Consider the following 26,837-nt stretch of genomic DNA (forward strand, 5'->3'; position numbering starts at 1 on the left):
TGATTCCCGGTACCGTTCTTTGCGCCGATTTATTCTGCGGCTTTGGGCGTCGTCCGGGCGACGGGATGATCGTCAAGATCAACCACGCGCACGCTGGTTTGAATGCGGGTTTTGGTACCGTCCTGAAAGGTGATCATGGTGTCGATATCAACCTTGTCGGTGCCGGAATAAACCGCATCAATAATGTCGGCATATTTTTCGGCCACCACCCCGCGCCGGACCTTGCGGGTGCGGGTCAGTTCGCCATCATCGGCATCCAGTTCCTTGTACAGCAACAGGAAACGCCGGATGCGCTGGGCCTCGGGCAGGGTTTTGTTGACCTGCCGGACCTCGTTGCAAATCATGTCATAGACATCGGGCTGTGCCGACAGATTGGTATAGTTGGTAAAGGAAATGCCGCGCTGTTCCGCCCATTTTGCCATGATCGAATATCGGATGCAGATCATGGTGGAAAGAAACGGCAATTCCTTGCCCAGAATCACTGCCTCGGCGATAAAGGGCGAGAATTTAAGTTTGTTTTCAATAAACTGCGGTGAATAGCGCACACCGGTAGATGTTTCCGCCAGATCCTTCATACGGTCAATCACCACCAGATGATTGTTTTCCTGTTTGAAATACCCGGCATCGCCGGTATGCATCCAGCCATCGTGCACATCATCGTCATAGGCCGACTGGTTTTTATAATAACCGGTGAACATCCCCGATGTGCGGGCAACAATTTCGCCAACCCCGTTTTCATCGGCATTGATGATTTTGATGTCGGAATTGTCAAAGGCAACCCCGACCGTATCAAAATCAATGTCACCGGGTTGATGGATGGTATAGGCACCGCATAACTCGGTTTGACCATAAAGCTGGCGCAGGGGCACACCCATCGCATGGAAAAACCGGAAAGTATCGGGGCCAATCGCCGCCCCGCCGGTTGCCGCAGACCGCAAATTGGAAAAACCCAGCCGGTCTTTCAGCGCCGATGTCAGAACCAGACGGGCCAGCCCCGATGTTTCCCCACGATCCAGCGCGTCATGCGCCAGTTTCATGCCGAAATCATACATTTTCTGTTTGAATGGCGTTGAATCCATCATCCGGGCACGAACATCGGCCGAAATCGCCTCCCAGACACGTGGGGCCAACAACACGAAATTCGGGCCGATCTCGCGCAGATCGGCCATCATGGTTTCCTGTTCCTCGACAAAATTGACGATCTGGCGGCTGATCAGGGACTGTCCGACGACATAAACCTGTTCCATGATCCACGGCAGCGGCAGGACCGACACATAATTATCGCCCGGAAATTTCGGATCGGCACGCAGATAGGCCGCACAATGATCCAGAAAATCTCCGGCATTGAGCATCGCCATTTTCGGTTTGGAGGTGGTACCCGATGTGGTGCACAAAATCGCGCATTCATCGCCGCGTGTGTCAGCAATCAGGCGGTCATAGGCCGACGGGTCGGCAGCATCGATCTTGCGGCCATAGTCGTAAATCTTTTCAACATCGACCAAGCGATTGTCATCATATTTGCGCATGCCACGCGGGTCGCAATAAACGATGTGTTTAACCGTCGGGATGCTGTCGCCCAGTTCCAGCAATTTGTCGCATTGCTCCTCGTCCTCGGCGATCAGGACCTTGGCCTCGGAATAGGTGATCAGATAGGCGACTTCTTCGCCCAGACTGTCCTGATACAGGCCAACCGACCGCGCCCGCAGCGCATGGGCGGCAATTTCGCCCCACACCCACTCCGGGCGGTTTTCACCAATCAGGCCGACAACATCGCCCGCGCCAACGCCCAGTTCTCGCAGGCCCAGCGCCAGCCATTTCACCCGGTCATTGTAATCCTTCCAGGTGAATTCCTGCCAAATGCCGAATTCCTTTTCGCGCATCGCAATTTCTTGCGGAAAATTACGCGCATTATGGGCCAGCAGCCTAGGAAACGTATTGTGCAGCTTGACGTCGGCGTAATCGGGGATCGTGCTGCTCATACTCAGGCTACCTTCTCGTCTGTATCATCTGCGCCGTCGCTGTCTTCACCCAGATAGGCCTTGCGGACATGGGCATTCGCCATCACCTGGTCGGGTGTCCCTTCGGCAATTTTCCGGCCAAAATCCAAAACCATGACCCGGTTGGAAATATCCATCACCACCCCCATGTCATGTTCGATCATCACCACCGTCATCCCCCATTCTTCATTGAGATCGATGATGAAGCGCGCCATGTCTTCCTTTTCTTCAAGGTTCATGCCCGCCATCGGTTCATCCAGCAGGATCAGGTCGGGTCGCAAGGCAACGGCACGCGCCAGTTCCACCCGTTTACGCAAACCATAGGACAGGGTGCCTGCGGTCGCCTTGCGGATATGGGAAATTTCCAGAAAATCGATCACATCCTCGCAAAAGCGGCGATGTTCCAGTTCCTCTTTCTGCGCGCCAGAAAACCAATAGAGCGCGCCGGTCAGGAAATTGTTTTTCAACAGGTGATGGCGTCCGACCATAATATTATCGAGCACACTCATATGCCCAAACAGCGCCAGATTTTGAAAGGTGCGGCCAATACCCAGTTCGGCGCGGTCATTGGGTTTGAGGCCCGTCACATCCTGCCCCTTGAAATGCACCGACCCCGATGTCGGGTGATACCGGCCCGAAATGCAGTTCAACATCGATGTCTTGCCCGCACCATTCGGCCCGATGATCGAAAACAGTTCACCGGGATGCACGGCAAAATTAACCTCGGTCAGGGCGCGCACGCCACCAAACACAAGCGATACATCGCTGATCTGCAAAATAGGGTCGTGTGACGTCATCGCGTCGATATCCTCCCTGACCTGGGCCGCTTTGGATGCCTCACCCGTCCTCAGACGGGGTGGTTCACCCAACGAACCGCTTTCAGCATTCCCTGTATCTGTGTCTTTTTGTTTCGCACCGGCAATTGCCGAAATACGCCCGACACCATTAATAAGTATTTGAGTACCAAATTCACGGAATAGCGTCAACGTGTTGCACAGCAACGCATTGATCCTTTTTCAAAATTCGCAGCGCACCATTTTTTTGACGGCAAAACCCCGTCGTGATCAGCCGTTCATTCCGTAGCGTCGGATGTTGGAAATTGACAAATTCTACAAACAGGGATGTTGCGTTGCAAAAACATAAACCAACGCCCGTAAAAATAAACAAGCCGGTTTTGGGGCCTGAATTGAAAGAATGTTTCGCAATTTTACAGGACCGATTCGCGATCCTCGCCCCCTGTACCTGTCAATATTCCGGACGGCTACGAACAGACTCGAAGCCCCATTCGGCATCGCCGTATACATTTGTGTACCTTTTTTCGGCCCTTCTGTCCTTTTCAGTTCAGAGTGACTTTCATTCGCTTCAAAACCGGGCCCGCAGCCCTTTGTTTTCGCCGGTTATGCGATAATATCCACGTTGCGGGTCTGGACTTTATATGGAAATTGTGGTGTAACCTCGAAGCACTGATATGTGTATTCGTGACTTCGGTTACGGGTAACAGATAGCCCATCGCTCGGCGCTCCGACGGTCGGGGTGTCTTGTCACGACAAGCCCTTTAACCACCTTGAGGAGGGTCTGATGTCCATTTGTGGCAAAGACAACCTGAATACGCGCCGCACGCTGAAAGTCGGGGACAAATCTTACGACTATTTCAGCCTTAAAGCTGCGTCCGAAAAAATTGGCGACGTTTCAAAGCTGCCCTTTACGCTGAAAGTCGTTCTTGAGAACCTTCTGCGGTACGAAGACGATTTCACCGTCAAAACCCCCGACGTCAAAGCGGTTGTGGAATGGCTCAAAACCCGCAAGAGCACCCACGAAATCGCCTATCGTCCGGCGCGCGTCCTGATGCAGGATTTCACCGGCGTTCCCGCCGTTGTCGATCTTGCCGCCATGCGCGATGCCGTTGTCAAAATGGGTGGCGACGCCCAGAAGGTGAACCCGCTGTCACCGGTTGATCTGGTCATCGACCATTCGGTCATGATCGACTTCTTTGGCACCGACGACGCCCTTGAAAAGAATATCGAGGTCGAATTCGAGCGCAATGGCGAACGTTATGCGTTCCTGCGCTGGGGCCAGCATGCCTTCAACAATTTCCGTATTGTCCCGCCGGGGGCCGGTATTTGCCATCAGGTCAATGTCGAACATCTTGCCAAGGTCGTTTGGACCGGCACCGATGATAACGGCAAAACCGTTGCCTATCCCGATACGCTGGTCGGCACCGATTCCCACACCACCATGGTCAACGGCCTTGCCGTTCTGGGCTGGGGCGTGGGTGGTCTCGAGGCCGAAGCCGCCATGCTGGGCCAGCCGATTTCGATGCTGATCCCCGAAGTCGTCGGTTTCAAACTGACCGGTTCAATGAAAGAAGGCATCACGGCAACCGACCTTGTGTTGCGTGTCGTTCAGATGCTGCGTGCCAAGGGCGTGGTTGGCAAATTCGTCGAATTCTATGGTGATGCACTGGCGCATATGAGCCTGCCGGACCGCGCCACCATCGGCAATATGGCACCGGAATATGGCGCGACCTGTGGTTTCTTCCCGATTGATGATGAAACCCTGAACTATATGCGCGGTACCGGTCGTTCCGAAGACCAGATCGCACTGGTCGAAGCCTATGCCAAGGAACAGGGCATGTGGGCCGATCCGTCCCACGAAGCGGTTTATACCGATACCCTTGAACTTGACATTTCGACCGTCGAACCTGCCCTGTCGGGTCCGAAACGCCCGCAGGACCGCGTGCTGTTGAAGGATGCGGTATCAAGCTTTACCAAAACCTTTGCCGACATGGCGCCGGGCATCGACGCCAACCGCGAAATTGCGGTCAAGGGCGAAGACTTTGCGATGAAAGACGGTAACGTCGTGATCGCCGCCATTACATCCTGCACCAACACCTCGAATCCGAGTGTGCTGATCGGTGCCGGTCTTTTGGCGAAAAAGGCCGTCGAACTGGGCCTGACCAGCAAACCTTGGGTGAAAACCTCGCTGGCACCGGGATCGCTGGTGGTTGCCGACTATCTCGAAAAGGCTGGTTTGCAGACCTATCTTGATCAGCTTGGCTTTAACGTTGCCGGGTTTGGCTGCACCACCTGTATCGGGAATTCCGGCCCGTTGGCCGCCCCGATTGCCGGTGCAATCGAAGAAAAGGACATGCTGGTCACAGCCGTTCTGTCGGGCAACCGTAACTTTGAAGGCCGCATCAGCCCGCATGTGAAGGCAAACTATCTTGCCTCGCCGCCGCTGGTGGTTGCCTATGCCCTTGCCGGGAACCTGAAAGTTGACCTGAACACCCAGCCGCTGGGTCAGGACAAAAACGGCAAGGATGTCTATCTGAAAGACATCTGGCCGACCAACAAGGAAATCGCCGATACCATGGCGGCGTCGATTTCGGCCCAAATGTACAAAGATCGTTACGACAACATCTTTGCGGGTCCGAAACCGTGGCAGGAAATCAAGGTCACGGAAGGCGAAACCTATCAATGGGATGGTAAATCCACCTATGTTCAAAACCCGCCCTATTTTGTCGATATGGCGGCTGAACCAGGCGATTTTTCAGACGTTCATGGCGCACGTCCGCTGCTGATCCTTGCAGACTCGATCACCACCGACCACATTTCTCCGGCCGGTTCGATCAAGGAAGAAAGCCCGGCAGGCGAATATCTCAAGGCACATGGCGTTGCGGTTCGCGACTTCAACTCCTACGGCGCACGCCGTGGCAATCATGAAGTCATGATGCGCGGCACCTTTGCCAATATCCGCATCCGCAACGAAATGGCACCGGGCACCGAAGGCGGTGTATCGGTTCATTATCCGTCTGGTGAACAGGGCTGGGTCTATGACGTTGCCATGCGCTATCAGAAGGAAGGGACCCCGCTGGTGATTGTCGCCGGGCAGGAATATGGTTCCGGTTCGTCACGCGACTGGGCGGCCAAAGGGGCCAATCTTCTGGGCGTCAAGGTCGTCATCGCCGAAAGTTTCGAGCGTATCCACCGTACCAACCTTGTCTGCATGGGCGTTCTGCCGTTGCAGTTCAAGAACGGTCAGAGCCGCAAGACTCTGAAACTGGATGGCACGGAAGTTTTTGACGTGACGGGAATTGCCGATGGCATTTCACCGGCTCAGGATGTTCAGGTTCGCATCACCCGCAAGGACGGCAGCGTTGAAAACGTCACCGCCCTCTGCCGCATCGATACCGAGAACGAAGTTCTGTACTTCCAGCATGGCGGTATTTTGCAATTCGTTCTGCGCAATATGATCAAGAACGCCTGATCCCCTTGTGATCAGGTCGGTTTTCCGATCTATCCGAACACCCCGCCGTTTTTTCCGGCGGGGTGTTTTTTTTTGCAATAATTTGATCCATCTTCCAGTTTTTTGGAAAGCCAGACCCTAGGTAAAGAATTGTGCTGGTTCCAATCAAACAACGCAGATATCGGGTCTCATCCTTTGCAAGAAATATGATATGGTCTTTGCAACTATCCATTGCCGGGCGGTGATCCGGTGACTCGACCACAAAAAAGGCATGCGCAACACCTGATCATGAGCAAACAGGCGTATAATTCGGATATCGCACAGCAAATGACGGTCGGTAACCTGACGCGGGGCAATGTGCTGACCTGCGATCCGGACATGAAACTGGAGCATGCGATTGGCCTGATGCACGGGCAACGCCGCAGTTCGATTGTCGTCATCCGCGACAATCGCCCGGTGGGCATGTGGACCGAACATGATTGCATCCGCCTGGACGCCAGAGATACCCGCGCCTTGCAAGGGCCTGTTTCCGATGCCATGTCATCGCCGGTTCGCACCATTTCGGCCCATGCCACGGCCGAAACCGCCACCCTGCATATGCGCAAACACAAAATGCGCCATCTGGTTGTTGTCGATGATCAGGGCAAACTGTTTGGCATTGTCAGTCAAAGTGACCTTGTCCGCCTGCCGGTATCCCTTGCCCCTTTGCGCGAACGCAACATTGCCTCGATCCTGCGCAAAACCATTGCGGTGGCTGCCGATTTGCCGGTCGACGAATTGCAACATATCATGGCCGAAAGCACCAGTGACTGCGCCATCATTGTCGGCAATCGGGCAATTGATCTGGCCAACGCCCTTGTTACCGGCGAAAATGGCGAAACCGGTTCGGCGATTGTCACCGAACGCGATATTCTGGCCCATCTTGCCGGACATCGCCCCGGCAAAACCGCATGGGATATTTCAAGCCATCCGGTGCGCCGGGTCCATGAAAACACCAGCTTGCAGGATGCCCGGCAAATCATGATTGAAAGCGGCATCCGCCATCTGGTGGTTGAAGATGCGCAGCACGTCATGACCGGTGTGTTATCCTTTGCAGACCTTCTGGAAACCATCGAAACCGATTACCTCCATCACATGCATCATGTCATGGAAGGCCGCGACACCGCACTGGCACGGGCGCAAAAATCCCTTTATCTGGCACAGAAAATTATCGAATCCTCGCCCGATGGCATCATGATTGTCGATGACAAAGGCCGGATCGAGGATGTCAATCCGGCCTTTGTCCGCGTTACCGGCTATGACCGCAAGGAAGCCATCGGCCAGACACCCGGCCTGTTGCAATCAGGACGGCACGGGCCGGATTTCTACAAGGAAATGTGGCAAAGCCTGTCACGCACCGGACGCTGGCAAGGGGAAATCTGGAACCGACGCAAATCCGGGGAAATTTACCCCGAATGGCTATCAATCATCGCCATCCGTGACGATATGGGGCAGGTGATCCAGTATGCCGGGACCTTTACCGATATCAGCGAACGCAAACAGACTGCCGAACATATCAAACGCCTGTCGCATCATGATGAACTGACCGGCCTGCCCAACCGGCGGCAATTTCTGGACGCCACCGGCCGCGCCAGCGCGCAATCGCGCCGCACCAATGGCCGCATGGCCGTGATTTTGCTGGATATCGATAATTTCCAGCGGGTCAATAACAGTCTGGGCCATGCCACCGGCGATGATATTCTGGTCGAGATCGCCATTCGTCTGCAAAGGGCCCTGCCGGAAAATTCGGTTTTTGCCCGTATGGGCGGCGATGGTTTTGCCGTGTTGCTGCCGGTTATTCTGGATGGCGATGATGCCCGTGCGGTAGCCGGAAGCATGCAACAGGCCCTGACCTTGCCTTATCTTGCCGCCGACGGCACCGAAGTTGTGGTGACGGCCAGCATCGGCATATCGGTTTTTCCCAATGATGGTCGCAGCACGGCCATGTTGCTGAGCAATGCCGATGCCGCCATGTACCGTTCCAAAACGCAAGGCGGCAACCAGATCAGCTATTACAGCAATTCCCTGTCGGTATCCGACACTGAAAAACTGTCGCTGGAAAGTGCCTTGCGACACGCAGTTGAACGTGGCGAATTGTTTTTACAGTATCAGCCGCAATGGGATGCGCAGAACGGACATCTGGTCGGGGTGGAGGCGCTGGTGCGCTGGCGTCATCCGGGACGCGGCGTTTTATCACCGGGTTCTTTCATTACGCTGGCCGAGGAAATCGGCTGTATCGATGAAATCGGTCAATGGGTACTGCGTACCGCTTGCGCGCAGGGTGTTGTCTGGCGCGAACGCGGCATTCACAACATCACGATTTCGGTCAATGTGTCGGTCCGACAATTCAACAGCCCGGTGGACCTTGGCGATCTGGTTGCGCAGGTTCTGGGCGAAACCGGATTTGCCGGGCATCGTCTGGACCTGGAAATCACCGAAAGCCTGTTTATGGAAGACATCGAACGGGTCGATGCCAAGTTACGTCATTTGCGGCAATTGGGAGTTCAGGTGTCGCTGGATGATTTTGGCACCGGTTTTTCCAGCCTAAGTTATTTGCGGCAATTGCCGTTTGATACCGTCAAGATCGACCGCAGTTTCGTCAATGATATTGGCCGGGGCGATGACGACGGCGGCAATGCAATTGTGCAAACCATCATCAATATGGCGCACAATCTGGGCAAAAAATGTGTCGCCGAAGGCATCGAAACCGAAGAACAACGCCAGTTCCTGCAACGAAACAACTGCAATATCCTGCAAGGATATCTGTTGGGCCGTCCGATGGACCCCGATCAGATCGAAACACTGGCCCGCTTGCCCTAAAGACCGAAACGGGGACGCATTGGCATCCCCGTTTCCCTGTTCGTCCTCAGAACACGCCAAGACCTTTCAGCAGGATAAAGGCAATCGCCGCCGGAGCGACGAATTTGACAATCACGCCCCAACCATCGACCCAGAACGGCATAACGCCATTCGCACCAGCCACATCCTGTTTGGCCGCAGGCCAGATGACCCAGCCGACAAACAGCGAAATAAACAGCCCGCCAACCGGCAACAGCAGTTTCGATGAAATCGCATCCATCAGGTCAAAGAATCCCAGACCAAACAGCGTGAATTCACCCCAGATTCCCATCGACAGCGACGACGGAATCCCCAAAAGGAAAATAATCACGCCCACCGCAATTGATGCGGTTTTGCGATGGATGCGTCGATCATCGACAAAATAGGCCACCACGACTTCAAGGATCGACACCGCCGAGGTCAGGGCCGCAATCGCCAGCAACAGGAAAAACAAAAAGGCAAAGAATGAGCCAAACGGCATTTGGGCAAACACCGCAGGCAGGGTGATAAAAGTCAGGCCTGGCCCCGCCGCCGGATCAAAGCCAAAGGCAAACACCGCAGGCAGGATCAACAGACCGGCCATCACCGCAACCGATGTATCAAGCAAGGTCACCCAGCCCGCCGACCCGGCGATATTATCCTTTTTGCCAAGATAAGAGCCATAAGTGATCATCGCGCCCATACCGAGCGACAGCGAAAAGAACGCCTGCGACAAGGCTTCGGACACCGTATTCCACGTGACTTTGGAAAAATCCGGCTGCAACAAAAAGGCGACACCCTCGGCTGCACCGGGCAGGGTCACCGCCCGAATGATCAGAATCACCAGCAAACCAAACAATGCAGGCATCAGGATTTTGGAGGCACGTTCAATCCCCGCACCCACCCCCGACAACACGACAAAGACCGTCAGCGCCATGAACAGTGCATGGTAAAATATCGGCGATACCGGATTGGCAATAAAATCGCCAAACATTCCGCCCAGTGCCCCCGAATCGGCAAGGGCGAGTTCCCCGGCAACCGATTTGACCATATAGGCCACGGTCCATCCGGCAACCACACTGTAGAATGACAGGATGATAAAGGCTGCCGCAACACCACACAGCCCGACCAGCGGCCATGCCCCACCTTTCAGTTTGGCAAAGGCCCCGATGGCGTTCTTTCTCGACATGCGGCCAATCACCATTTCGGCCAGCATCACCGACAGGCCAATAGTAAAGACCATTGCCAGATAAATCAGCAAAAACGCCCCGCCACCATTGGCCCCGGCCACATAGGGGAATTTCCAGATATTGCCCAGCCCCACCGCCGACCCGGCCGCCGCCAGAATAAATCCAAGGCGCGAGCCCCAATATTCGCGTTGTATCATGTCGCTGCAAACCTCCATTCGGACCGGCAATCTGTTTTCATCCCAAACAGGTCTCCGATTGGTTCATCCTTTTTCCATCATGGGTGATGTTGCATCCTCCACCATCCGTCAAGGGGCGGATTTACCTTAACAAAGCCAAAATCACCTGTTTGGGCCCGTCACATACCGCCTTCAACCGCTTGTGATTGGCGATTGATGGTCAATATGGGCATGATCTGCACATGAAAAATATCACGCCATTTTCCAGACTATTTCTGGGCTTCGCAATTTTTGCCGCCGCACCCGTCGCCGTCCATGCCAACAGCATGACACCTCGCGCCGTTGTTGAACTTTATACATCGCAGGGCTGCAATTCCTGCCCGCCCGCGGATCAGGCACTGGCCGACATTGCCCAAAGCCGTGACGACATTCTGGTCTTGTCCTTTCATGTCGATTACTGGAATTATCTTGGCTGGGAAGACCCGTTTTCCGACCCGGCCAATACAAAACGCCAGAAGGATTACGCATCCGGCCTGCAGGCGCGTTATGTTTTTACGCCCCAGGTGATCATCAACGGCACAGATGTTGTCCGCGCGCCCGACAGCAGCCACATCGCAAATGCCGTGGACCGTCATATCGCCCTGCCCGTTCTGGCACGGCTTGACCTTACGCCCCCCCCCAATAGCGAAACCTTGCCTTCGGGCACATTGACCCTTGAGGCCAGCGCGGATGTTAATGCCGATTCCAGGATGCATTTGTGGCTGGTCGGGTTTGACCGGCAACGCAGCAGCAATGTCGCCACCGGCGAAAATGCCGGACGGACATTAAAACATGTCAATGTCGTGCGCGAACTGATCGATCTTGGCCCGTGGCAGGGCGACTCCCGCACAATCCCGATACAATTGGCCAAAAAATGTGACGGCGGCATCGCCGTTCTGGTCCAGAACGGCCCTGGCGGCCCGATTCACAGTGCGGTCATGGCCCGATTTTAGAACAAAACTCATTTAAAATGCCGCCTTCCCCCGGAATGGTACCGTCCCCGTCCGAATAATTGATTTGGGGCAAAGAGTGACAGACCAATGTCGGATAAAGCATGATTCAAATGGCGCATCGCGCTATAGGAATGCAGTGATATCTTCAAGGGACACCGCATCGTTACATGACTGTTTTTACCGGTTCTGATCTGACATGCCGCCGGGGTGAGCGGATGGTGTTTGCCCGTCTGGCATTTACGGCCGGGCCGGGGGATGCCATTATGCTGCGCGGTCGCAATGGAGCGGGGAAATCCAGCCTGTTGCGTGTCATGGCCGGGTTACTGGCCCCACTGCACGGGCAGATTTTCTGGCAGGGCGAAGACATTGCCGACGACATGGCTGCCCATCGCGCCCGGTTGCAATATCTGGGGCATCAGGATGCCGTCAAACCGGTTTTGACGGTGTGGGACAATTTGCGCCTGTGGGCGGAATTGCGCGGTATCCGTGATGTCGATAGCGAAATCGACCGGGCACTGGATGCGCTGGGTATTTTGCATCTTGCCAATACCACCGGACGGTTCTTATCCAGCGGCCAGAAACGCCGCACCGCGCTGGCGCGTATCCTGATCGGCCCGGCGCAATTATGGCTTCTGGATGAACCGACCGTCGGGCTGGACCGCGAATCCAGTGCCGGGCTGGCGGGACTGATTGAAAAGTTTCGGGGGGATGGTGGCACGGTGATCTATTCCACCCATATTGACCTCGACATTACCGGACCCAAATTGCTTGATCTTGATGAATTTGCCATCCCGATGATGGAATGGCTGGCGGGCGCGCCCGATGATGTCGTGCCGGAAGAAGGCCCCCAAGCCATTGAAACACCGGATAAAGAAGGGGTTTCGGCATGAATGCCTTCATGGCGATCCTGCGGCGTGACATGCGACTTGCGCTGCGTCAAGGCGCAGATTCGGTGATGGTAGTAGCGTTCTTTATCGTAACAACGACGCTGTTTCCCTTTGGCGTCGGGCCGGAAGCCAATATTCTGGCGCGGATTGCATCGGGGGTGATCTGGGTTTCGGCCCTTCTGGCTGCCATGCTGTCGCTGGAACGGGTGTTTCAGACCGATTACGAGGATGGCACGCTGGAATTGCTGACCTTATCCCCGGTGCCGCTCGAACTGGTGGTGCTGGGCAAGGTGGCGACACACTGGTTGACGACGGGTTTACCATTGATTGTGGCTGCCCCGCTGATGGCGGTGATGCTGAATATGAGCACAGACGGATTTGGCGTTTTGATCGTTGCCATGTTAATTGGCACCCCGACGCTGAGCCTGATTGGTGCGATTGGCGCGGCCCTGATTTTGGGCGCGCGGCGCGGCGGGGTTCTGGTGTCGTTACTGGTGCTGCCGCTTTATATACCGGTGCTGATTTTCGGGGCCGGGGCGGTCGAGGCGGCCTTGCTCGGCATGCCGGTACAGGCCCATTTACAGATTATGGGGGCGATTTTGCTGCTGTCACTTGCACTTGCCCCGTTTGCCGCCGCCCATGCCGTCCGGCAGGCGGTGGAATAAGATGATAAAATTTGATTACCGACTGAACCGCGCCGGATCGGACCCGATATCCCGCCCCGGATCGAACGGATAGAGAGAGATGCATCGTTTCGCCAAACCAAGCGTATTTCTGAAACTGGCAGATACCCTGATGCCGTGGATGATTGCCATCACCGTCATAACCGGTGGGACCGGGCTGTATCTTGGCCTGTTCTGGTCGCCTGCCGATTATCAGCAGGGCGATACCGTCCGCATCATGTATATCCATGTCCCGACGGCATGGATGGGCCTGTTTTGTTATGTCGGCATGGCAATCTGCGGCGCGATGAGCCTGATCTGGAAACATCCGCTGGCCGATATTGCGGCCCGCGCCACCGCACCGGTCGGTGCGATGTTTACCGCCCTTTGCCTGATCACCGGGTCGCTGTGGGGCGAACCGATGTGGGGAACATGGTGGGTCTGGGATGCGCGCCTGACCTCGATGCTGATTTTGCTGTTTTTGTATCTGGGCTATATGGCGCTGGTGAATGCCTTTGACGATCCGGAACGCGGATCAAAGGCTGGTTCTGCACTGGCACTGGTCGGTGTCGTCAATGTGCCGATTGTCAAATTTTCGGTTGATTGGTGGAACACCCTGCATCAACCGGCTTCGGTCGCGCGAATGGATGGCCCGTCGATTGACCCCAGTATGTTGTGGCCGCTGATGCTGATGGCGGTTGCATTTACCGGCTATTATTTCATCATCCTGGCCATTCGGGTGCGGTCCGAACTCAATGAACGGCGCATTCGTGCCCTGCAACTCAGCGGCCTGTTTGAACAGGGTGACGGGACCACAAGCGGTTCCGCCCTGTATGATCAAGGTCATAACGCCGGAGCCGGAAAATGAGCGATTATTTCATGATGGAAGGCTATGGCCTTTATATCTGGAGCAGCTACGCCATTACGGCAGTTGCGATGGTTTTCCTGCTTGTCACCAGCCTGCGGGGTCTTGGTCAAAGCCGCATTGAACTGGATCAGTTGGAAACCCTGTTAAAATCCCGACGGCCGCGGCGATCCAAATCCCGCGATGCCCGGCCCTGAACGGAGAATACCGACGTGTCCTTATCCCGCGCCAAATCCCGCAAACGTCAACGCCTGTATCTTGCCGGTGCCGCCCTGTTGGCGATTGCCGGTGCCGCAGCACTGGCCCTGACCGCGTTTGAGGAATCTGTTGTTTTCTTTTTCAGCCCGACCGAAATCGCCGCCCAGTCACCGATTGACGAAGCCCGCCGGTTGCGCGTTGGCGGATTGGTGGAAGAAGGCAGCATTACCAAGGTCGGATCGGGAGAAACCACGCTTTTTGTTGTCACCGACATGGCCAACAGCATCACCGTTTCCTATACCGGCATCCTGCCCGATCTGTTCCGCGAAGGTCAGGGCGTGGTCGCCGAAGGCAGCATGAACAGCAACGGGCAATTTGTCGCCCGCGAGGTTCTGGCCAAGCATGATGAGAATTACATGCCGCGCGAAGTGGCCGATGCCCTGAAAGAAAGCGGATACTGGCAGGAACTTGAAGCAAAAAATGCCGAAAACATGCTCAATTAAGCCACATTCTGTAAGGATAACGCGCTGTTGCGGCCTGCCTGTTGCGACTGTGTGTTAATTTTTATGGCAAACTGGTTTATATCAGACGCAGGTTGGTTTCCCCGCTTCTGACAGGATAAAGCATTTACCCGGCATGATCGCAGAACTCGGACATTTTGCCCTTATTCTTCTTCTTGCCCTTGGCTGTGCTCAGGCTGTGCTTTTTTGCCCGGTACGCATGGCCTTTTTCCGTCCGATAAAACTGGCCTCCGAACATGGCGAGATTTTAGCGCAATTGTCGCCAGAAAAGGGCAATGCCGGTTTTGAAGCCGACAAAGGCCAAACCGCCCGCCTGCTATGGCCTTTGCCCGTGATGATCTGCCTGCTGGCATTCATGGCGCAGGGGGCGCTGATCTACAGCTTTATCATCAGCGATTTTTCGCTGCCGCTGGTTGCCGATTACAGTCATTCATCCACCCCTTTATTTTATCGTATCAGTGCTGCCATCACACCAGAAAATTGCGCCATCCTGTTATGGATCAGCCTGACGGCACTGGCATCGGTTTTTTTCTGGGTACAAAGCCACCTGTCACAGCGCATTCAAAATACCGACACGACCCTTGCTGTGCTGGGGCTGATCATGGCCCTACTGGCCGCCAGTGCAATTATTGATGGCAACCCGTTTTTGCGCGATCCGGCCCCGCCACTGGACGGCATGGGGTTTGATCCACTGAGGCAGGATGTCCTGACCCTGATCCATGCCCCATTGCTCTATGCCGGGCTGGCAGCGTTATCGGTGATTTTTGCCACAACCTTTGCCGCCCTGCCCCGGGCACAGCTTGACCGTGTCTGGGCTCGGCAGATGGGGCCGTGGGCCGTATCGGCATGGCTGTTTCTGGGCGCAGCCATCCTGACCGGCACATACCGGTCCTATATTGAACAGGGATGGGGACAATGGTGGTATTGGGATGTTGTCGAAAATGCCGTGTTATTGCCCTGGATACTGGCGACCGCGCTGTTACATTGCCTGACCGCCCTTGAAAAAACCGAGGCCTTGAAGCCCTGGACGGCGTTGCTTGCCTTATCGGCCTTTGGCGCGGGATGGTTCGGCATGTTTCTGGTGCGGTCCGACTGGCTGGGTCCGTTGCCCGCCGCCCTGATTGCCACCGGTGAACATGCCACCTTGCTGATCGGGTTTTGCATTGTGATGGGCGGTGCGTATTTTCTGTTTTCACGCACTGCTGGACAATTGCGCGAAGCGGCTGATTTTTCCTTTCTGTCGCGCGAAAGCGGGTTGTTTATCAACAGTGTGCTGTTTGCAGTTGCCGCAGCGATCATTCTGACCGGCACTGTCTATCCCTTGATTGTGCGCTGGATCGGCGACAGTATTGTGACGGTTGGACCACCGTTTTTTGTGCAGGCGCTGTTGCCGGTTGTTGTGCCGATATTACTTGTGATGGGACTGGCCCCCTCCTTGCGCTGGCGGCAGGACCGGGCATTTTCGCTGGCGGGGCGGTTGAAACTGCCACTGATCATGTCGGCCGTGATTACGTTGTTTGTCTGGATGCGGCATATCAATGCTTCTCCCTTGCCGTTATTGGGGATCGGTCTTGCCGCATGGATCGTCACCGCCTCGATTGCCGATCTGTGGGAACGGTTACGCCGCAACCGCGATCAAAGCGGCACCAAATACCGCAATATTGCGCGGTTGGGGCCGCATTATACGGGTATGACACTGGCGCATATCGGCATGGGGTTACTGGTGGCAGGGGCATCCGCAAGCACCCTGTGGCAGGAAGAAATCGTTCTGTCGGCGCGAAGCGGCCAAAGTATCGAAATCGGCCCGTATAATTTGCAATATGAAGGCGTGGCTTTGCTGCCCGGTGAAAATTATGCAACCAGAAAAGCCACATTCATTCTGTATCAGAATGCCCAGCCTTTGGGCCAGTTATCGCCCGAAGTCCGGTATTATCCGGTGCGCGGGGTTGAAACCATTGAAGCCGATGTCTGGCACAGCCGGGATGGCGATCTTCATGTCACTGTCGGCGAACGCGCCGAAGACGGTGGACGCATCGTCAATATTCGGTTTTTTCCCATGATGTCATGGGTTTGGGCCGGAATGATCATCATCTTGATCGGGGGAATTATGTCTGTTTTCATGCGTGCCTTGCTATTTTTCAAAAAGAATGAAGGACCGACCCAATGAGGTTCTGGATCGCTGTCATTCCCCTTGTGCTTTTTGTCGCCCTTGCCGGGGCCTTTCTGGTCAATCTGGGCAAGGATACATCGGTTGTCCCTTCGGCTCTGATTGACAAACCGGTGCCTGATTTCTCGCTGCCGCCTCTGCCGGGCCGCGACAAGGGCCTTGCCCGCAGTGATCTGGCAAATGGTCAGGTATCGGTTCTGAATATTTTTGCCTCGTGGTGTGTGCCCTGCCGGGCCGAACATCCGCTGATCCAGCGGCTGGCAAAGGAATCCGGTGTTGCGGTCTATGGCCTGAATTACAAGGAAAAAGACCCGCAAGACGGGGTAATCTGGTTGAATGAACTGGGCGACCCCTATACGGCGGTCGGCATGGATATTTCCGGGCGGACCGGCATTGATTTTGGGGTTTACGGCGTTCCGGAAACTTTCATCATCGATGGCAATGGCCGTATTCGTTACAAACATGTCGGCCCGGTCAGCCCCGACATCCTGCAAAATGTCTTGCTGCCGAAAATTCAGGAGTTACAGGGATGATCCGCCCCGCCAGACATTTTTTGTGGCTGTTTGCCGCCCTGCTTGTCACAACGCAACCAGCCCTGGCCGTTCTCCCGGATGAAATGCTGGCCAATCCGGTGCTGGAACAACGCGCCCGCGAGATCAGCAAGGAATTGCGCTGTCTGGTCTGTCAGAATCAGTCGATTGATGATTCGGATGCCGATCTGGCGCGGGATTTACGCGTTCTGGTGCGCGAACGTCTGGTGGCCGGGGACAGCGATCAGCAGACCCTTGATTATATTGTTGATCGATATGGCGATTATGTTTTGCTGAACCCGCCGCTGAAACCCGAAACCTATATTTTGTGGGGCAGCCCGTTTTTCCTGCTGATCTTTGCCGGGGTCGGGGTTTTTGCCTTTTATCGGCGCAAGAAAAACGACGCCGTGACCAACAGCCCGCAGGCGCTTTCCGATGCGGAACGGCGACGTCTTGATGACCTTTTGCGTCCGTCGCAGGACTGAGGATGTGATGATCTGGGTGGGGATCGGCATTGTTGCGTTATTGGCGGTTCTGGCAGTCTGGCTGGCCTGTCCGCGCCCGGTTGGTTATCATCGCCTGCCGATGATACTGGCCTTTATGCCCGTTCTGGCTGCAGGCGGGCTGTATATCTGGCTTGGCACACCGCATCTGCCTGCCAGCCCCTATGTCGAACGCGAAGAAGAACGCAACCTTGCCGTTGCCTCCGCCACAGACGGTACCACCATCGATACCAACAGCCAGACCGATTTGCAAATTCGCCGCCTTTTGTCGCAGATTGTCCTGACACTGGAAGTCAATCCGCGCAATCTGCAAGGCTGGATCGTTCTGGCTCGCGGATCATTACGGCTGGGTGATATTGACCGCGCCATGGCGGCCTATGGTCGGGCTTATGAATTATCAGGCCATAACCCCTCTCTGGCGATTGAATATGCCGATACCCGCATCACCGCCGCAGATGGCAAAATTGATGCGGCATCGCGTGATCTGGTGTTACATGCGCTGGGCCAGATGCCCAATCATTATCTGAGCCGTTATTATTACGGCATGATGCTGGAGCAACAGGGCGATTCTGCGATTGCCTTGCGGGTATGGCAGGATTTGTTGCGCGATATTCCTGCAAATGACCCTCTGGGTGCCGCCACCGAGGCCCAAATTACCGCCCTTCAAGCCCGCATGGGCGCAGACGAATAACACGCAAATCTTATCGGGAAATCAGATAAAACACGCCCAGCAAAACCCCGACGATCAAAACCAGTGTTCCGGCCACCGCGACACATCGCATTACGGGCGACAGCGCCGACAGTTCCGATTGGGGGATGTCCTGACCGTGTGATGCCTGAAACCGCCGCAGGGCTTCTTCGCCACTCATTGGCGGCATGAAGATACGATCAAGAATCGTACCCTGTACCCGTGGATCGTGATTTTGACGTAAGGTGTTATCCGAACGGTCCTGTTTTCCCGACATTACCGGGCCGCCGCAGCCAGACCTTCTTTTCCGGCTTCCTGCGCATCATAGGTCGGCCATTTACCGGCGGCCAGACTGTCGCGCGACGGGGTATCCTGCCCCAGACGCCCGCGATACATCCACAAATTCGCCATGACTTTTTCAATAAACATCCGGGTTTCACGCGACGGGATGCTTTCGATGAAATAAAGCGGGTCTTCGTTATCCTTCAACGCCTTCTGCCAGCGCCCCAGATTGCCGATGCCACCATTATAGGCCGCCATCAACTGCAAAAATCCGTTATCAATGCCGTTCTGATCCAGAAGATGCCCGACGTATTTCTGACCAAGGCTGAGATTGACTTCGGGCTGATACAGTTCGGCGCGTTTTTCCCCCTGATAACGGGTATTGCCGATATAGCTGGCGGTGGCGGGCATCAATTGCATCAGGCCCCGTGCCCCGGCATGGCTGCGCGCCTCGGTATTGAAGCCCGATTCCTGCCGCATCAGGGCATAAATCAGCGCCCGGTCCACCTCAAATCCGCCTTCGGGTTCCCAATGGGGTACCGGATAAAGCGCATTGACAATCACTTCACCGGTTTTCTGGGCAATATGACTGCCCAATCGTAAGGTCAGCGGCGCAAAGGATGCGGCATCAGCCAGTGACAGCACCGCCCGCTGCAAGCGTGGATCATCGGTGATCGCGGCCTTGCGCAATTCGCGTTCGGCGTCGTCATTCTGATTGATTTGCAACAGGGCAAGGGCGCGCCGGGTGGAGGGTTCCAGCCGCAACTTGTTGATACGGTCATCGGTCAGCACCAGACTGTCCCAATCGAACATATCATCGCGACCCAGTGCGCGCACCGCCAGAAGCCCGTAAAAAGTACGCGGGTCTTCGGCGGCCCGTTTCAGGAAATGGTCCGCCTGATCAAACTTGCCGGTGGCAAGATCAATTCGGGCGGCCCAGAAGGCCCCCGCCGAACGGGTCCAACTTGAGGCATATTTGTTTTCAGACAGGGCGGAAAAATGGCCATGCGCCCGATCCATGTCGCCCAGACGCCACGCGGTCAAACCGGCCATCCAATGGGCATCGGGCAAATATTTACCCGAACGTTTCGCCGCCTGCCCCGCATGTTTCAATGCCAGATCGGGCTTGCCAAAATAATAATACCCCGCCGCAATCGACGCACGTGCGGCATCCTGTTCATAAGCATCAAACAGGCGTTGCGCATCGTCGCCATCCAGAATTTCAAGCGCACCGGTCGGCCAGCCGGACCCGATCCGCGATTTGATGATATTTTTCAGGGAGGCAACACGCCCGCGTTCGCTTTGCAAAAGCTGTTTGGTTGATTTGTGACGATAGGGCAGAACATTTTCATAATCATAACCGCCACCATTCAAATAACCGCCCACCGGTTTTTTCGGGGCGCTGGCATTGCCACGGCGCGTCAGGGCCAGTTTATAAATGGTCGGAGCCTGCGGATGATCGGCATAAATCGCCAGCCAGTCGCGCAATTCGGAATAGCGCGAACGATAGGCCGTCGGATGCAAATAACGTTGCGCCTGAACATGCCCGATTAGCAAATTATCTGACAGGCGCGCAATCAGGCGGTCCGCATCATCCCAGCGGCCCTGTTCCTGAACGGCAAAAATCTGTTGGTAAAGTTCGGCATCGCGGGTGGAAAGCGGCTGGGGAATGGTATTGGTGACGGCGTTAAACGTACCGGGTTCGTCAAGGGCGGCCTGTTCCTGCTGTGCGGCATGGGGCATCGGCGCAAAACCGGCAATCCCAAAGGCAACCACGCAGGTCATAAGGCCGCAACGAACACCCGTCACGAAACGCGACGACGCAAATTTTAACGCTTCGATCAAAACCAGTCTTTCCCCAAAACAGAACCCGCGAGTTTCATGGGTTCTAGCCCGAAGCAGTTTGACGTCGCAACCAGTTATTTGACGATTTTCATCCGCCTTGTTGCCAGCATATATACATTAAAACCACGATCCACGAAACGTTTTATCCAATATCAGATACTTAAGTTCTACTGCCCTGTGCGTGCAGAGCAGCAAAAAATTCAAATTATATTTGGAACGTTTCTGTATTGCTACAGAAGCCCTGCAATTCTTTGGGCCGCTGCCAGCAGGGTTTGATCCCCGCCATGCGGGGCCGCCAGCATAATCGCACCGGGGTTCCCCCCCGAAAGTCCGACCGGCAATGAAATGGCACAGGCATCGGCAAGATTTAAAAGCGACGTATTGCGCAACATGGCGGCATTCAGCCGGTCAAAATCGGCCTCGGTATCGGCAATGGTCGGGGCCATCATTTGCAAGGTCGGAGCCAGCAAAATATCGGCATGGCTCATTTGCGCATTAAACTGTGCGATCACCTGATCACGCAGGCCATAGGCGTCGGCGATATCACCATCTGACAGGGTTTCACAAAACCGGATGCGGTTCAGGACACGCGCATCGCCGCAGCTTTCCAGCTTTTTGATATCCTTGCCATAAATCTTGTGCGCCTCGACCGACACAATGATTTTATTGACCGAAATCGCCTGTTGCAAAAAGCCGAAATCCAGACTGACCAAAGAATGCCCGGCTTTTCTCAAGACCTTGCAAAACTTGTCCCATGCCGCCTGCACCGTGTCATCCAGATCGGTGACAAAGGCATTTTCCGGAATGGCAAAGGTCAGCGGCAAGGTATCGAATTCGGTGATCATCGGGGTTTTCTGCCCGGACATCACATCAAAGGCGGCAATCGCAGTGGCAAGATCCCGCGCCAACGGCCCCGGTGTGTCAAAGGTCGGGGCCAGCGGATGAATGCCGTCGCCCGACACAGCCTGACGGCTGGGCTTGAACCCGACCAGACCATTAATGGCGGACGGAATACGCACCGACCCGCCAGTATCGGTTCCCAGCGCAATATCGGCAAGGCCCAGCGCCACCGTCAAGGCACCACCCGATGTCGATCCGCCGGAAATACGGGTTTCGTCAAACACATTGCCCGGCGTTCCGTAATGCGGGTTCAACCCGACACCGGAATAGGCAAATTCGCTCATATTCGTGCGGCTAAACGGCACCGCCCCGGCTTCCTTGATGCGGGTAATCAGCGGGGCGTCTTTGCTTGCCGGGGGTTGATCCTGCAACAGGCGCGACCCGGCCGTCGTCACGATACCGGCTTCGTCATACAAATCCTTGACCGATACCAGCATCCCGGCCAGCGGCAGGGGCCGGTCGCTGGTCGCGACCCGTTGTTCGGCACGCCCGGCATCGGCAAGGATTCGTTCCGGGTCAAATTCGGTAAACAGGGTTTGCGCCCGTTCGCCCAACTGGTCCACCCGTGTAATCGCGGCGCGGGCCTTGTCCACAATCCATCCCATAAAACTGATCCTTGCAATGCGTGGCAGAAAACTATCGGAAAATAATCAGGAAATAACCGGCAGTTCGATAATGTCATATTCATGCGCAATAACACGGTTTAACACCGGGTCACGCAATTCCATTTTAAAGGCCCGCGCCGGACGCACTCCGCCCGATACCACCCCCAACGTGCCGCACAACATCCCGGCGGCCTTGCCATCGGTCGCGGCGGCAACAAATTTTGATCCGTCGATCAGATCGGATAACGGTCGTATCGCCGCGACCAGACCATCCTGATAAAGAACCCACTCGTCGCTGTTACCTTCGCGAATCCATGACCGCATTTCAAGCTGGTCCAGATGACCGGCCACCTCGTCAAACCGCCACAGGGTAGCCGCGACCGGCTTCAGGCATGCCTGTTTGGACAAGGCAACCGAATGGGCTTCAAGGTCGCGGTCGGTGTGATCGGATGCCAGACCGATATACATCGTACCGTCATGGGCCACCAGAAACGGTTCGATTTCGCCCGAAGTCCCCGGCCCAACCACTTCGATGCGGTTTTCCCCGGTCAAAATCCCCGACGCCACCCGGTAATAAAGTGGCACGGACGACGGCGGGGTAACACCGATTGCCGCAAGTTCATCAATGTGATGCTGGATCGCCGCCTTGTTGCGGCCGGTCCAGCCCGCCACCGTGCAATGGGAAAATTTAAGGGTCAGAGCGGTGCCATCAACAGTAAATTGCATGATATTCTGGTCCTGATTGTCAAAGATGCCCTGTGCCCGCAAGGATGGGGCAGCATCGGCAACATGTTCTGTGTTGAAAACAGGGGCGGTCGCCCGCGATGACAGCAGACGACCGCGCCTTTTTTAAAAGTTATCGGGCAGGAAAAGGGCAACAGACGGCACCGCCACCAGCAGGGCGACCATCGCCAGCATCACCAGCACAAAGGGTATCGCCCCGACCATGACCTGTGACAAACGGCCCGATTTTCGCGCGCCCTGTACCACATACAGATTCAGCCCCACAGGCGGAGTGATCAGCGCCATTTCGATCAAAACGATCAGAAGGATGCCAAACCACACCTTGTCAAAACCCATACCGACCATGATCGGCACAATGATCGGAATGGTCGCCACCATCAACGACAGGGTTTCAATGAAAAAGCCCAGCACGATATACAGCAGAATGACGATCATCAGGGTCCCAAACGGGCTGAGATCAAGCCCCGTCAGCATATCCTGCAATTCGCGTCCCATACCGGCCGATGTCAGGGTGAAATTCAGGAAATAGGCCCCGATAATCACCAGCATGATCATGGAGGTAATCCGCACCGTGCCATGCAGGCTTTGGCTGATCATTTCCCGCGACACGCCACCATTGGCCAGTGCGATCAGAAACGCCATCGCCACCCCAAGGGCCGCTGATTCAGTTGGCGTTGCCCACCCGGCATAGATCGATCCGATCACGACTGCAAACAGAACAATGATCGGGCCAAGCTGTTTCAGGCTGGCGAAACGTTCTGACCAGCTAAAAGACCGGCTTTCACCGCCCAGTGATGGTTTGATTTTGCACAGGATCGCCGTCACCGCCATAAAGGCCACCGCCATCAGCAACCCCGGAATCAACCCGGCCAGAAACAGGCGCGGGATTGATGTTTCGGTCAAGAACCCGTACACGATCAGATTGATCGACGGCGGAATCATGATGCCCAGCGTTCCGCCTGCGGCAATCGCCCCGGAAAACAGCCGTGGATCATATCCCAGTTTTTCCGCCTGCGGCATTGCCACCGTTGCCACCGTCGCGGCTGTTGCCACCGATGACCCGGATGTTGCCGAAAACATGGTGGCGGTGCCGATATTGGCGTGGATCAACCCACCCGGCAGCCACGAAAACCATTTATCAAGCGCGGCATAGGTCCGTTCGGCAATGCCACCCCGCACCAGAATTTCGCCCAACAGAACAAAAAACGGAATAGCGATCAGGGTCGATGAATTGGAGGCAGACCAGACGACTTGCCCCAACGCACGCGACAGGGGAAAAGCCGAAAAAAACTGATCAATCCCGAAACCCAGCAAAAACAAAACAATACCAACCGGTATCGACAGCGCCAAAAGACCCAGAAGGCCCGCAGTTACGGAAAAAATCATTGTTCCAACTCCAGTTCGGAGCGTGCGCCAACAAGGGCATCAGCCTGTTTGAGGTCGCGCTGCCACAGCAAAACCAAAGTCAGAAGCACCAGCAAACTGGCGCATGTTGCAAACCAGACCCAGCCCGAAAGCCAGAAAACCTGCGGAATCCATAACGGTGTTTCAAGCGGCGTATTGGCACGCGATCCACGTTCCAGCGTCTTGGACAAAACCGGCCAGCCTTGCACGGCAATGACAATGGTGGTTCCGGCAAGGGCGGTAATCGCAAACAGATCCATCAGGGCCTGCGCCATCGAACGCAAACGCAACCGGATCAGATCAATCCGGACATGGGCCAGTTCGGTCAGGGCATAGGCCATGCCCCAGCTTGCCGTGCCCGCCATGACATAACCCGATATTTCATCGGACCCGCCAAACGAAACGCCAAATTCACGGAAAACAATATCGGCAAGGATCAAAAATACGCAGGAAATCAGGACAAACCCGACCAACAGCGCAATCGTGCGGTTGATGCGGCGAATGGCCGCAATGATTGAAGTGGTCATAAACGGCCCTCCACCAAGCAGGAATCGGGACCTGATCCTGTCAGGCCCCGATCCGGATTTGATCAGCTAAGTGGTACAGTAACGCCAACTGTTTTACCAACAGTGTCGTTCCAGCGAGCGGCCCAATCCTTACCGGCGCGTTCGGCCCATTCCGGCAGAACGGTGGTGGTCAGGATTTCCTTTGCCTTGGCAAGATCGGCATCGGTGGTTTCCACCAGGGTCATGTTGGCGGCTTCGCCAGCCGGGCAGGTGCCGCCGGTCAGGCAGGCGATGTCGGTATCAATCGACGCCGCAGCAGCAGCCCATGCCGCATCTTCAAATTTGGTTTTGATTTCGGTGGTGATCAGGTTCTGGGTGTCCGCCGACAGGCTTTCCCATTTTTCCATATTCATTGCGGTCACAACCGAATCCCAACCGCCCAGCGGAATCGGCAGCAGATGGTCGGAAACTTCCCACCAGCCGGCACTGTATCCCGAACCGGCACCGGTTACGGCACAATCAATCACGCCACGTTCCAGTGCGCCCGGCACTTCGGAAAACGCCACATTGACGCCAACCGCGCCCAAGGCTTCGAGGAATTTGGTGGTCATACGGCCCGATCCCCGGACCTTTTTGCCCTGAAGATCGGCAAGCGAGGTCACTGCGCCCTTGCAAAAAACGATCTGCGGCGGATAGGGCGCCACGGCCAGAACCTTGGCGTTAAAGCGGTCCTTGAAAATGTCTTCCACCATCGGACGGGCGGCTTCGACCATCGCCTTGGCTTCGGCGGCGGTATTGGCGACCAGCGGTACGTCAAGGCCTTCAAGTTCAGGGGCATCGCCCACGGCATAATCGGCAACGGTCATTGCAACGTCAAACACGCCATCATTGAGAATACGGAAAACGTCGCCACCGCCAATGCCCATCTGGTCATGGGTGGTCATCTGAACGGAAATAGAGCCGCCCGACGCAGCCGGAAGCTGTTCGGTCCAGAACGGGGCTTCAAACTGTTTGTGCAGCGGCAGGTTGCTCCAGCTTCCGACGACCGAAAGGTCTTCGGCCTGCGCCGGGGCCGCAACGACACCGGCACTCAGTGCCGAAGCCGCAAGAAGGGTAAAGAGTGTTTTTTTCATCGGTTCCAGTCCTCTGATATAGAAAGTTGTTGTTATTATGCAGTACCGACCGACATGAATTCAGCAGATTCAGCCGGAAGATCGGTCACCAGCATCAGCCCGGGTTCATGTGTGATCGCCAGATCCGGCAACACGTTGCGGATCGCCATTTGCGGTGTTACGCCGCAAGCCCAGAAAACCGGGATGTCGCCTTTGTCCATGACGGGCGCATCACCAAAATCCGGTTTCATGAGATCCTTGATGCCAATACCCGCCGGATCGCCCATATGAACAGGCGCGCCGTGGGCAAGGCGGTATCGGTCAGAATACAAAATGGCCTTGATGGCATCGGACGGCGTAAAGGACCGCATCGACACCACCAGCGGGCCGTGGAACGGCCCGGCCGGTGCAGTAGCAATGTTGGTGACATACATCGGCACATTGCGACCTGCCACGATATGGCGGACAGGCACGCCGCCGCGCGTTATCGCGTCTTCAAACGAAAAGGAACAGCCCAGAACAAACGTCACCAGATCATCACGCCACACGGATGTCAGATCGGTCACGGTTTGATAATCGGTGGTGCCGCGAAAAACCCGATAACCGGGCAAATCGGTGCGGATATCAAGATCACGGCCCAGGGCCGGAATATGCGGCGAACCCGGTTCGGACATGCCGATCAACGGGCTAGCCTTGGGATTTTTCATGCAGAATTGCAAAAACGCATCGGCATGATCGCGGGGCAGGATCGCCAGATTTCCCTGAAGAAAACCCGATGCATATCCGGTGGTCGTGCCGCGGTGTTTGCCCGCCCGAATGGCGTGACGCAAGGCAAGCGGCGACATAGCGGCAGCCGATATCATATCCGTTTTTGAAAGAAGGGCCGTCTGGTCGGTCGCGTTCATTCGTTCGATCCTGTTTCTTAGCCTCATTCTCAGCTTGGGAAACCAGACCGATCTTGT

Annotated in this window: 23 protein-coding genes; 12 read left to right on the top strand and 11 right to left on the bottom strand. The window is 55.6% G+C overall.

Annotation, left to right across the window (positions count from 1 at the left end; translation table 11 throughout):
* Positions 1–29: 29 nt before the first annotated feature.
* Both Q8O73_RS04400 and Q8O73_RS04405 read right to left on the bottom strand, forming a co-directional pair.
* Positions 30–1,979 (bottom strand): long-chain fatty acid--CoA ligase, encoded by a 1,950-nt coding sequence (locus Q8O73_RS04400; RefSeq protein ID WP_305555546.1) that lies wholly within the window; start codon positions 1,977–1,979, stop codon positions 30–32.
* A gap of 2 nt (positions 1,980–1,981) precedes the next feature.
* A complete protein-coding gene (locus tag Q8O73_RS04405; protein ID WP_305555549.1) occupies positions 1,982–2,794 on the bottom strand; it encodes an ABC transporter ATP-binding protein in 813 nt (270 codons plus the stop codon).
* Positions 2,795–3,575: 781 nt separating this feature from the next.
* Between Q8O73_RS04405 and acnA the strand changes: the two genes are divergently transcribed.
* Both acnA and Q8O73_RS04415 read left to right on the top strand, forming a co-directional pair.
* A complete protein-coding gene (gene acnA / locus Q8O73_RS04410) occupies positions 3,576–6,263 on the top strand; it encodes an aconitate hydratase AcnA (protein WP_305555552.1) in 2,688 nt (895 codons plus the stop codon).
* Positions 6,264–6,530: 267 nt separating this feature from the next.
* Positions 6,531–9,101 (top strand): EAL domain-containing protein, encoded by a 2,571-nt coding sequence (locus Q8O73_RS04415; RefSeq protein WP_305555554.1) that lies wholly within the window; start codon positions 6,531–6,533, stop codon positions 9,099–9,101.
* Positions 9,102–9,147: 46 nt separating this feature from the next.
* Here the strand turns inward: Q8O73_RS04415 and Q8O73_RS04420 are convergent, their stop codons facing one another.
* Positions 9,148–10,485 (bottom strand): sodium-dependent transporter, encoded by a 1,338-nt coding sequence (locus Q8O73_RS04420; protein WP_305555557.1) that lies wholly within the window; start codon positions 10,483–10,485, stop codon positions 9,148–9,150.
* Between the two features lie 221 nt (positions 10,486–10,706).
* On the opposite strand from Q8O73_RS04420, the gene Q8O73_RS04425 reads away from it, so the two are divergent.
* From Q8O73_RS04425 to Q8O73_RS04470, 10 genes are all read left to right on the top strand, one after another.
* Positions 10,707–11,456, top strand: a complete 750-nt coding sequence (locus Q8O73_RS04425; RefSeq protein WP_305555560.1) for a thioredoxin family protein — start codon at positions 10,707–10,709, stop codon at positions 11,454–11,456.
* A 167-nt stretch (positions 11,457–11,623) separates the two neighbouring features.
* Positions 11,624–12,346, top strand: coding sequence for a heme ABC exporter ATP-binding protein CcmA (gene ccmA, locus Q8O73_RS04430; RefSeq protein ID WP_305555563.1), 723 nt, complete (start codon positions 11,624–11,626; stop codon positions 12,344–12,346).
* Positions 12,343–13,008 carry a heme exporter protein CcmB gene (ccmB, locus tag Q8O73_RS04435; protein ID WP_305555565.1) on the top strand — a complete coding sequence of 222 codons (666 nt, stop codon included), beginning with the start codon at positions 12,343–12,345 and terminating at the stop codon, positions 13,006–13,008. Before ccmA ends, ccmB begins: the two co-directional genes overlap by 4 nt.
* A gap of 79 nt (positions 13,009–13,087) precedes the next feature.
* On the top strand, positions 13,088–13,873 hold the full coding sequence (locus Q8O73_RS04440) for a heme ABC transporter permease (protein WP_305555568.1): 786 nt from the start codon (positions 13,088–13,090) through the stop codon (positions 13,871–13,873).
* The gene (gene ccmD / locus Q8O73_RS04445) at positions 13,870–14,067 is read left to right on the top strand and encodes a heme exporter protein CcmD (RefSeq protein WP_305555571.1); all 198 of its coding nucleotides are present in this window, start codon (positions 13,870–13,872) and stop codon (positions 14,065–14,067) included. The genes Q8O73_RS04440 and ccmD overlap by 4 nt, the downstream gene beginning before the upstream one ends.
* A gap of 15 nt (positions 14,068–14,082) precedes the next feature.
* Positions 14,083–14,571 (top strand): cytochrome c maturation protein CcmE, encoded by a 489-nt coding sequence (gene ccmE / locus Q8O73_RS04450; RefSeq protein ID WP_305555574.1) that lies wholly within the window; start codon positions 14,083–14,085, stop codon positions 14,569–14,571.
* A 133-nt stretch (positions 14,572–14,704) separates the two neighbouring features.
* A complete protein-coding gene (locus tag Q8O73_RS04455; RefSeq protein WP_305555577.1) occupies positions 14,705–16,756 on the top strand; it encodes a heme lyase CcmF/NrfE family subunit in 2,052 nt (683 codons plus the stop codon).
* Complete coding sequence (locus Q8O73_RS04460) at positions 16,753–17,289, top strand: DsbE family thiol:disulfide interchange protein (RefSeq protein ID WP_305555580.1); 537 nt, start codon at positions 16,753–16,755, stop codon at positions 17,287–17,289. Before Q8O73_RS04455 ends, Q8O73_RS04460 begins: the two co-directional genes overlap by 4 nt.
* The gene (locus tag Q8O73_RS04465) at positions 17,286–17,771 is read left to right on the top strand and encodes a cytochrome c-type biogenesis protein (protein WP_305555583.1); all 486 of its coding nucleotides are present in this window, start codon (positions 17,286–17,288) and stop codon (positions 17,769–17,771) included. Before Q8O73_RS04460 ends, Q8O73_RS04465 begins: the two co-directional genes overlap by 4 nt.
* Positions 17,772–17,778: 7 nt before the next feature.
* Entirely contained in the window at positions 17,779–18,480 is a 702-nt protein-coding gene (locus Q8O73_RS04470; protein ID WP_305555653.1) for a cytochrome C biogenesis protein CcmI, read from the top strand.
* Between the two features lie 10 nt (positions 18,481–18,490).
* Here Q8O73_RS04470 and Q8O73_RS04475 read toward each other — a convergent pair whose 3' ends face one another.
* The 8 genes from Q8O73_RS04475 to Q8O73_RS04510 form a co-directional block, all read right to left on the bottom strand.
* Positions 18,491–18,754 (bottom strand): hypothetical protein, encoded by a 264-nt coding sequence (locus Q8O73_RS04475; protein ID WP_305555586.1) that lies wholly within the window; start codon positions 18,752–18,754, stop codon positions 18,491–18,493.
* Positions 18,754–20,544: a lytic transglycosylase domain-containing protein gene (locus tag Q8O73_RS04480; RefSeq protein WP_305555589.1), complete on the bottom strand. Its 1,791-nt coding sequence runs from the start codon at positions 20,542–20,544 to the stop codon at positions 18,754–18,756. The genes Q8O73_RS04475 and Q8O73_RS04480 overlap by 1 nt, the downstream gene beginning before the upstream one ends.
* Positions 20,545–20,834: 290 nt before the next feature.
* Positions 20,835–22,109 (bottom strand): amidase, encoded by a 1,275-nt coding sequence (locus Q8O73_RS04485; RefSeq protein ID WP_305555592.1) that lies wholly within the window; start codon positions 22,107–22,109, stop codon positions 20,835–20,837.
* A gap of 45 nt (positions 22,110–22,154) precedes the next feature.
* On the bottom strand, positions 22,155–22,835 hold the full coding sequence (locus Q8O73_RS04490; protein WP_305555595.1) for a DUF2848 domain-containing protein: 681 nt from the start codon (positions 22,833–22,835) through the stop codon (positions 22,155–22,157).
* 123 nt (positions 22,836–22,958) lie between these two features.
* A complete protein-coding gene (locus tag Q8O73_RS04495) occupies positions 22,959–24,239 on the bottom strand; it encodes a TRAP transporter large permease (protein WP_305555598.1) in 1,281 nt (426 codons plus the stop codon).
* Positions 24,236–24,784: a TRAP transporter small permease subunit gene (locus Q8O73_RS04500; protein WP_305555601.1), complete on the bottom strand. Its 549-nt coding sequence runs from the start codon at positions 24,782–24,784 to the stop codon at positions 24,236–24,238. Before Q8O73_RS04500 ends, Q8O73_RS04495 begins: the two co-directional genes overlap by 4 nt.
* Before the next feature lie 62 nt (positions 24,785–24,846).
* Positions 24,847–25,896, bottom strand: a complete 1,050-nt coding sequence (locus Q8O73_RS04505; protein WP_305555603.1) for a TRAP transporter substrate-binding protein — start codon at positions 25,894–25,896, stop codon at positions 24,847–24,849.
* 35 nt (positions 25,897–25,931) lie between these two features.
* Positions 25,932–26,780, bottom strand: coding sequence for a putative hydro-lyase (locus Q8O73_RS04510; protein WP_305555605.1), 849 nt, complete (start codon positions 26,778–26,780; stop codon positions 25,932–25,934).
* Between the last annotated feature and the right edge of the window lie 57 nt (positions 26,781–26,837).

It is taken from the genome of Thalassospira sp., assembly GCF_030690045.1.
In the GTDB taxonomy this organism is placed as follows: Bacteria; Pseudomonadota; Alphaproteobacteria; order Rhodospirillales; family Thalassospiraceae; genus Thalassospira.

Excerpts from the sequence above, each read along its gene's own strand:
- Q8O73_RS04440 (WP_305555568.1), top strand. The coding sequence starts at position 13,088 with ATGCATCGTTTCGCCAAACCAAGCGTATTTCTGAAACTGGCAGATACC.
- Q8O73_RS04405 (WP_305555549.1), bottom strand. The coding sequence starts at position 2,794 with ATGACGTCACACGACCCTATTTTGCAGATCAGCGATGTATCGCTTGTG.
- Q8O73_RS04500 (WP_305555601.1), bottom strand. The coding sequence starts at position 24,784 with ATGACCACTTCAATCATTGCGGCCATTCGCCGCATCAACCGCACGATT.
- Q8O73_RS04470 (WP_305555653.1), top strand. The coding sequence starts at position 17,779 with ATGATCTGGGTGGGGATCGGCATTGTTGCGTTATTGGCGGTTCTGGCA.
- Q8O73_RS04455 (WP_305555577.1), top strand. The coding sequence starts at position 14,705 with ATGATCGCAGAACTCGGACATTTTGCCCTTATTCTTCTTCTTGCCCTT.
- ccmA (WP_305555563.1), top strand. The coding sequence starts at position 11,624 with ATGACTGTTTTTACCGGTTCTGATCTGACATGCCGCCGGGGTGAGCGG.
- Q8O73_RS04485 (WP_305555592.1), bottom strand. The coding sequence starts at position 22,109 with ATGGGATGGATTGTGGACAAGGCCCGCGCCGCGATTACACGGGTGGAC.
- Q8O73_RS04460 (WP_305555580.1), top strand. The coding sequence starts at position 16,753 with ATGAGGTTCTGGATCGCTGTCATTCCCCTTGTGCTTTTTGTCGCCCTT.
- Q8O73_RS04510 (WP_305555605.1), bottom strand. The coding sequence starts at position 26,780 with ATGAACGCGACCGACCAGACGGCCCTTCTTTCAAAAACGGATATGATA.
- ccmD (WP_305555571.1), top strand. The coding sequence starts at position 13,870 with ATGAGCGATTATTTCATGATGGAAGGCTATGGCCTTTATATCTGGAGC.
- Q8O73_RS04475 (WP_305555586.1), bottom strand. The coding sequence starts at position 18,754 with ATGTCGGGAAAACAGGACCGTTCGGATAACACCTTACGTCAAAATCAC.
- Q8O73_RS04400 (WP_305555546.1), bottom strand. The coding sequence starts at position 1,979 with ATGAGCAGCACGATCCCCGATTACGCCGACGTCAAGCTGCACAATACG.
- Q8O73_RS04465 (WP_305555583.1), top strand. The coding sequence starts at position 17,286 with ATGATCCGCCCCGCCAGACATTTTTTGTGGCTGTTTGCCGCCCTGCTT.
- Q8O73_RS04425 (WP_305555560.1), top strand. The coding sequence starts at position 10,707 with ATGAAAAATATCACGCCATTTTCCAGACTATTTCTGGGCTTCGCAATT.
- acnA (WP_305555552.1), top strand. The coding sequence starts at position 3,576 with ATGTCCATTTGTGGCAAAGACAACCTGAATACGCGCCGCACGCTGAAA.
- Q8O73_RS04490 (WP_305555595.1), bottom strand. The coding sequence starts at position 22,835 with ATGCAATTTACTGTTGATGGCACCGCTCTGACCCTTAAATTTTCCCAT.
- ccmB (WP_305555565.1), top strand. The coding sequence starts at position 12,343 with ATGAATGCCTTCATGGCGATCCTGCGGCGTGACATGCGACTTGCGCTG.
- Q8O73_RS04415 (WP_305555554.1), top strand. The coding sequence starts at position 6,531 with ATGAGCAAACAGGCGTATAATTCGGATATCGCACAGCAAATGACGGTC.
- Q8O73_RS04420 (WP_305555557.1), bottom strand. The coding sequence starts at position 10,485 with ATGATACAACGCGAATATTGGGGCTCGCGCCTTGGATTTATTCTGGCG.
- Q8O73_RS04495 (WP_305555598.1), bottom strand. The coding sequence starts at position 24,239 with ATGATTTTTTCCGTAACTGCGGGCCTTCTGGGTCTTTTGGCGCTGTCG.
- Q8O73_RS04480 (WP_305555589.1), bottom strand. The coding sequence starts at position 20,544 with ATGACCTGCGTGGTTGCCTTTGGGATTGCCGGTTTTGCGCCGATGCCC.
- Q8O73_RS04505 (WP_305555603.1), bottom strand. The coding sequence starts at position 25,896 with ATGAAAAAAACACTCTTTACCCTTCTTGCGGCTTCGGCACTGAGTGCC.